Genomic DNA, 6,477 nt, shown 5'->3' on the forward strand with positions numbered 1-6,477 from the left:
GTATGCCTATGGATGTCGAGGTGAAAGGCAGCAAAAGCGAACCGTTTCTTAAGGATGAAGAGATTAAATTGTTAATTAAACAAAGCCAGGAAGGTGATCAACATGCCCGCGATACAATTGTTGAAAAAAACATGCGGCTTGTCTGGTCTGTGGTTCAGCGCTTTTTAAACAGAGGTTATGAGGCAGATGACCTTTTCCAAATCGGCAGTATTGGTCTGTTAAAATCAGTGGATAAATTTGATCTGTCATACGATGTGAGATTCTCGACCTACGCAGTTCCGATGATTATCGGCGAGATTCAGCGTTTTATACGTGATGACGGTACTGTAAAAGTAAGCCGCTCTCTGAAAGAGACGGGCAACAAGGTCCGAAAAGCTAAAGACGAGTTATCTAAATCGCTTGGACGAACACCGACGATTAATGAAGTTGCTGAATACTTAGAGGTAGCGGTGGAAGATGTTATTATGGCCCAGGATGCTGTAAGGGCACCTCAATCTATTCATGAGACTGTTTATGAAAATGATGGGGATCCAATAACCCTTTTGGACCAAATTTCGGATCATGCAGAAAGTAAATGGTTTGATAAAATTGCGTTAAAAGATATTATGGACAAGCTAGATGAGCGGGAGCGCCTAATCGTGTACCTGCGCTATTTTAAAGACCAGACTCAATCTGAGGTAGCAGAAAGGCTTGCGATCTCACAAGTACAAGTATCAAGGCTTGAAAAGAAAATATTGTTATTTATGAAAAACCAGATGGAGACTTAACAAGTCTTATCTGGTTTTTTTGTTTTTATTGGTAGTTATTGGATGTTTTCCCTTGCTAAGCATGATTAGAAATAGCAAATCGCATACTAAACACAAATGTGCTGATGAAAAGAGGCGAAGCAAGTTGGATAAAGTCATATACCTTCGTATGCGGCAACGCGTTCAAGTCCTTCAGCATCAGAAAGTAACGATTGGAGATGTAGCGCAAATCGTCGCATCTGACGAAAACGAAAGGCAGATTAAAAATTATATCATCCATGAAGTAACTCCAGAAGATAAACATTTGATCGTAATTGATGTAATGAGGGTGATAGGCACCATTCAAAAGAATAACTCGGAAATCGATGTTCAGATCATCGGACCGGCACAGTCTATCTTAGAAATTCAGATGAAACAAAAGTCACTAGCCCCTGTATATTTTGTGCTCGTATGGCTCCTCCTTTTTACCGGTTCAGCTCTTGCTATCATGAATTTTCATGAAGATGTCAGTATGCAGCTTGTTCATCAGAAAATTTATTACATGATTACAGGGCATTATAAGGAGCAGCCGCTGCTTCTGCAGGTTCCTTATTCATTTGGTCTGGGGCTCGGAATGATTCTATTCTTTAATCATTTGTTTCGGAAGAGGCTTAATGAAGAACCAAGTCCGCTGGAAGTAGAAATGTTCAATTATCAGCAAGACCTCGATCAGTATGTAATCGTACATGAAAACAAAGAAACAGAGAAGAAAATCAATGACAATTAAAGTTTTGCTTATCGCGTTTATTGGATTTGGCGGGGGGATAACGGTAGGTTCAGGACTCGTTGCATTGATAACTGTTCTGGGGATTGTACCAAGGCTGATGCAGCTTTCAAAAACCTACCGCTTCATAAGAAGTTATGAGATAAGCATTATTCTTGGTGCTGTTTTAGGGGGATGGTTGAACTTGAGGAATGCTACATTCTCACTTTCTCCGATTATTCTTGCTCCGGTCGGATTATTGGCTGGTATTTTTGTAGGGATGCTTGCTGCTGCATTAACAGAAGTATTAAATGTTTTGCCGATTTTAGCGAAACGAGTGGGCTTTGGTGAAAAAATAATCATTATATTAATGGCCATTGTTTTCGGGAAAATTACGGGGTCCTTGTTTCATTGGATCTATTATATAAACCATTAAGAAGTGGAGTGTAAAAAATGGCAACTAAAGAAGAACAACAAGCCTATGCTGAAAAAATTAAACCGATACAGCCCAAACCACCATATGTAATCAATTGCTTAAAAGCATTCTTTGTTGGCGGTTTAATCTGTGTAATCGGTCAAGGAATACAAAATTTTTATATGACGTTCTTTAATTTTTCTGAGGAAACAGCTGGTAATCCAACTGTAGCCACATTGATTTTAATCGCTGCCCTTCTGACGGGTCTTGGTGTATATGATAAGATCGGTCAGTTTGCCGGAGCGGGATCTGTGGTGCCTGTAACCGGATTTGCCAACGCTGTAACGAGTGCCGCTTTGGAACATAAAAGCGAAGGGTTAGTATTGGGAGTCGCAACAAATCTGTTTAAACTAGCCGGAGCTGTAATTGTTTTTGGAGCGGTTGCCGCTTACGTTTTTGGAATGATCAGATATATATTTCAGCATGTGATGTGAGGAGTGAGCTGATGAATTTATTAGGCAGACAAACTTGGAAATTCGCGAACAGCATCTATTTGAACGCTGCTGGTACTGCCGTAGGCCCTATGGAAAGTGAAGGTCCGCTTGGGAGTTATTTTGATAAGACTTATAACAATCTTCATTGCGGACAAAAAAATTGGGAGCTGGCTGAACGGCAGCTGATGGAAGATGCAATCGATTTCTGTTTAAAGAAATCGAAACTAAACCCTGAAGATATTAATTTTTTGCTTGCAGGAGATCTATTAAATCAGATTGTATCCTCAAATTACACAGCGAGAGGTAACGGTATTCCTTTTTTAGGGGTATTTGGAGCTTGTTCCACATCAATGGAATCACTTGCACTAGGAGCGGCTTTAGTAGATGGCGGTTATGCTAACCGGGTTATTGCTGCGGTCAGTTCACATAATGCAACTGCTGAGAGACAATTTCGATATCCAACCGAATACGGCGGACAAAAACCAGATACAGCTACATTCACCGTAACTGGAGCAGGTGCAGCCCTAGTAAGTAAAGAGGTATCAGATATAAAGATTACCTCAGCTACTGTCGGAAAAGTTGTAGATCTAGGTATTAAAGACCCTTTTGATATGGGTTCAGCTATGGCCCCTGCAGCAGCTGATACGATTGCAGCACATTTTAAAGAGCTGAATGTATCTCCTGACGAGTACGATCTGATCGCTACGGGAGATTTGTCAGGTGTCGGAGCTCCAATTGTAAAACTGCTTCTTAAAGAACAAGGATATGACATTTCGGATAATCATCGTGACTGCGGCCTGATGGTCTATCGCTCCGATCAGCAAGTGTTTGCCGGCGGAAGCGGATGTGCATGTTCAGCAGTTGTAACTTATGGCTATATCTTGGATGAAATACGAAAAGGAAACTTAAAGAAGGTTATGATGGTCGCTACAGGTGCTTTGTTAAGTCCTGTGATGGTCCAGCAAAAAGAAACGATTCCAACTGTCGCTCATGCTGTAGTTTTAGAGCGGGCGGAAGGAGGTATGTAAGATGGAATTTCTATGGGCTTTCATTGTAGGTGGAGCGATCTGTGTAGTGGGTCAATTAATGATGGATATCTTAAAGCTGACACCTGCCCATGTTACCACTTCATTTGTTGTAATCGGAGCTTTTTTGGATGCTTTCGGAATATATGATAACCTCATTAAATTTGCCGGTGCAGGGGCAACGGTGCCTATTACCAGCTTCGGACACTCCTTGCTGCACGGAGCTATGGCAGCAGCTGATGAACATGGATTTATCGGTATAGCAATGGGAATTTTCGAGTTAACTTCTGCAGGGATATCCTCTGCGATACTTTTTGGATTTTTAGTTGCAGTTATCTTCGAGCCAAAGGGGTGATTGAGGGTGAAAAAACGGATTATTTTCATAACGGATGGAGATCTCTATGCGCTTCGGGTTGTTGAACATGCTGCCAAGATGATTGGCGGAAGATGTATTTCTCAGTCCTGGGGAAATCCAACAAAAAAAAGCGGTGAAGAACTTGTGGAAATGATCCGTAAAACCCCTCATGATCCTGTGCTTGTTATGTTTGATGACTGTGGCTTTAAAGGTGAAGGTCCTGGCGAGCAGGCAATGAGGATCATTCATAAGCAAGAGGACTTTGATGTTATAGGAGCTGTAGCAGTCGCATCTAAAACGCATTTTGCAGAATGGACAAAAGTTCATTGCTCGATGGACAGATATGGTGAACTCACTGAATTTGGCATTGATAAAAGCGGATTGCCTGATCTGGAAACTGGAAGGATCAATGGAGATACCGTTTATATATTAGACGAGCTGAATCTCCCTTTTGTTATCGGGGTAGGCGATATTGGAAAGATGGCTGGGTTTGACTCTGTTGAAAAAGGAGCCCCAATTACCTTAAAAGCAATCAATCTCATTCTAGAAAGGAGCGGATCTCATGGCAAACACAAAGAATAAAACACCGATCAGTAAAAATATAGAAGAGAATGAAAAGTTCTTAAAAGAACGCCTTGGTATCGGGGTAAGTTTTGATGTAGGTGTCCGGAAAATATTTGTACTTAAAAAAGAGCTTCAGCTCTATTATTGTACGGGTCTTTGTGACAGTGAATTTATCATTATGCTGTATCGCGAGCTTATGGATATGGATCATGGCCACAGATCTCCAGGGAAAGTAAAAGATCTCGTACATAATCATCTTGCTCATCAGCAGGTTGAACTAACAAAATCACTTGATGAAGCAGTAGACCGAATGCTCTCAGGTTTAATCGTGATCTTCCTTGATGGGGAAGAAGAAGCCTTTGTAGTTGACGTGAGAAGCTATCCGGGAAGGTCTCCTGAAGAACCCGATATTGAAAAAGTTGTAAGGGGTTCACGAGACGGTTATACAGAGAACATCATAATCAATACAGCTCTTACTAGAAGAAGGATCAGAGATGAAAGGCTGAGACATGAGATCCTTCAAGTCGGTGAACGTTCGAAGACGGATATCTGTCTTTCCTATATTCAAGACGTAGCAGATCCTGGTTTAGTCGATCTCATACGAGATGAATTAGGAAAGATACAAATCGACGGAATACCCATGGCGGATAAAACAATTGAAGAATTTATTGTGAAACAAGGATGGAATCCGTTTCCGTTAGTACGTTACACAGAACGTCCTGACGTTGCTGCACAGCATTTGATGGAAGGACACGTACTCATTATCACAGACACATCCCCAAGTGTTATTATTACGCCAACTACTCTCTTTCATCATGTCCAGCATGCAGAGGAATATAGGCAAACGCCATTTATCGGTGCATTTTTACGATGGATCCGGTTCATGGGTATCTTGGCATCAGTATTTATCGTGCCAATGTGGATGCTCTTTTCACTAAATAAAGAACTTCTTCCGCCGTTTATCGATTTTATCGGACCAAATAAAACAACGAACATACCTCTATTTTTGCAGATCATACTTGCTGAAATAGGTATTGATATTCTTAGGCTTGCGGCTATTCACACCCCTAGTGCCCTTTCAACAGCTATGGGGCTGATCGCAGCAGTTTTAATCGGTCAGATTGCTATTGATGTGGGTCTTTTTATCCCTGAAGTTATTTTGTATGTAGCGATCGCCGCAATCGGATCATACTCAACACCTAGTTATGAACTGAGTGTGGCTAACAAAGTCTTGAGGCTTTTTCTGATTATTCTTGTGGTGCTCTTTAAAGTTCCTGGATTCATGATCGGAGTTACTTTAATCATAATATATATGAGTAATATCAAAAATTTGAATACACCTTACCTTTGGCCGTTCTTACCGTTCAACCCAAAGGCGTTTTTCCAGATTGTTATTCGAGTTGCGGTTCCACTTTCCAAAGTGCGCCCAAGTATTGTTCATCCGCAAAACCCTAAAAAACAGCCGACTAATTAATCTGTCCCTTGTGAATTAACGGAAATTGTGCTAAAATTCATAACTAATTCAATAAATGCCTCATTTGAGGTAGAGGCGCAAAACGAATAAGTAGCATATGGAGTTCATGGAAGACGATGAAATATGTCGAAAGGTCAATTTGCCGAAGTGTAAAAGGAGGTCCATTTCTTTTTATGCTGGGCCGTTGCTGAACAAGCAACGGACTGTCACTACAACAGTAGTGGAGAGCTATTCCGACATGAGGGCACGGTCATGACAGCCTGCCTTAATTGCGGCTGTCTTTTGTTATTGTCGGGATTGAATTCTCCATCATCATGGAGAGGGGATTAATTGTGAAGTTACATGGCACAGCTGAAATCGGAAAAAACAATCATCTTTGGATAGGCGGAGCAGATACAGTGGAACTGGCAAAAAAGTATGGAACACCGCTATATCTATACGATGTTGAATTAATAAGAACGAGAGCAAGAGGATTCAAGAAAGCATTCGAAGAAAAAGGTGTCGGCTATCAGGTAGCATATGCCAGCAAAGCATTTTCTTCTATTGCGATCATTCAGCTTATGGATCAAGAAGGGCTAAGTCTGGATGTTGTTTCAGGCGGTGAACTCTATACGGCGCTCCAAGCAGAATTCCCTGCAGAACGCATCCACTTTCATGGAAAC

Annotated in this window: 8 protein-coding genes, 1 pseudogene and 1 riboswitch; all 9 genes and pseudogenes read left to right on the forward strand. The window is 41.3% G+C overall.

The window, feature by feature from the left end:
• Positions 1–8 precede the first annotated feature (8 nt).
• Positions 9–767, forward strand: coding sequence for an RNA polymerase sporulation sigma factor SigF (gene sigF, locus EV282_RS07755; RefSeq protein WP_130295153.1), 759 nt, complete (start codon positions 9–11; stop codon positions 765–767).
• A 124-nt stretch (positions 768–891) separates the two neighbouring features.
• Entirely contained in the window at positions 892–1,512 is a 621-nt protein-coding gene (locus EV282_RS07760) for a stage V sporulation protein AA (RefSeq protein ID WP_130295155.1), read from the forward strand.
• On the forward strand, positions 1,502–1,924 hold the full coding sequence (locus EV282_RS07765) for a stage V sporulation protein AB (protein ID WP_130295157.1): 423 nt from the start codon (positions 1,502–1,504) through the stop codon (positions 1,922–1,924). Before EV282_RS07760 ends, EV282_RS07765 begins: the two co-directional genes overlap by 11 nt.
• 17 nt (positions 1,925–1,941) lie before the next feature.
• Positions 1,942–2,397, forward strand: coding sequence for a stage V sporulation protein AC (gene spoVAC / locus EV282_RS07770; RefSeq protein WP_130295159.1), 456 nt, complete (start codon positions 1,942–1,944; stop codon positions 2,395–2,397).
• 11 nt (positions 2,398–2,408) lie between these two features.
• Positions 2,409–3,425 (forward strand): stage V sporulation protein AD, encoded by a 1,017-nt coding sequence (gene spoVAD, locus EV282_RS07775; protein ID WP_130295161.1) that lies wholly within the window; start codon positions 2,409–2,411, stop codon positions 3,423–3,425.
• 1 nt (position 3,426) lies between these two features.
• Positions 3,427–3,777, forward strand: coding sequence for a stage V sporulation protein AE (gene spoVAE, locus EV282_RS07780; protein WP_130295163.1), 351 nt, complete (start codon positions 3,427–3,429; stop codon positions 3,775–3,777).
• Entirely contained in the window at positions 3,778–4,359 is a 582-nt protein-coding gene (locus tag EV282_RS07785; protein ID WP_130295165.1) for a stage V sporulation protein AE, read from the forward strand.
• Positions 4,340–5,815: a spore germination protein gene (locus tag EV282_RS07790; RefSeq protein ID WP_130295167.1), complete on the forward strand. Its 1,476-nt coding sequence runs from the start codon at positions 4,340–4,342 to the stop codon at positions 5,813–5,815. Before EV282_RS07785 ends, EV282_RS07790 begins: the two co-directional genes overlap by 20 nt.
• 62 nt (positions 5,816–5,877) lie before the next feature.
• A riboswitch (Lysine riboswitch) is annotated at positions 5,878–6,054 on the forward strand.
• A 93-nt stretch (positions 6,055–6,147) separates the two neighbouring features.
• Positions 6,148–6,477 (forward strand): annotated as a pseudogene (locus EV282_RS20480) (diaminopimelate decarboxylase); the annotation flags it as partial.

Source organism: Fictibacillus sp. BK138, from assembly GCF_004216955.1.
In the GTDB taxonomy this organism is placed as follows: domain Bacteria; phylum Bacillota; class Bacilli; order Bacillales; family Fictibacillaceae; genus Fictibacillus.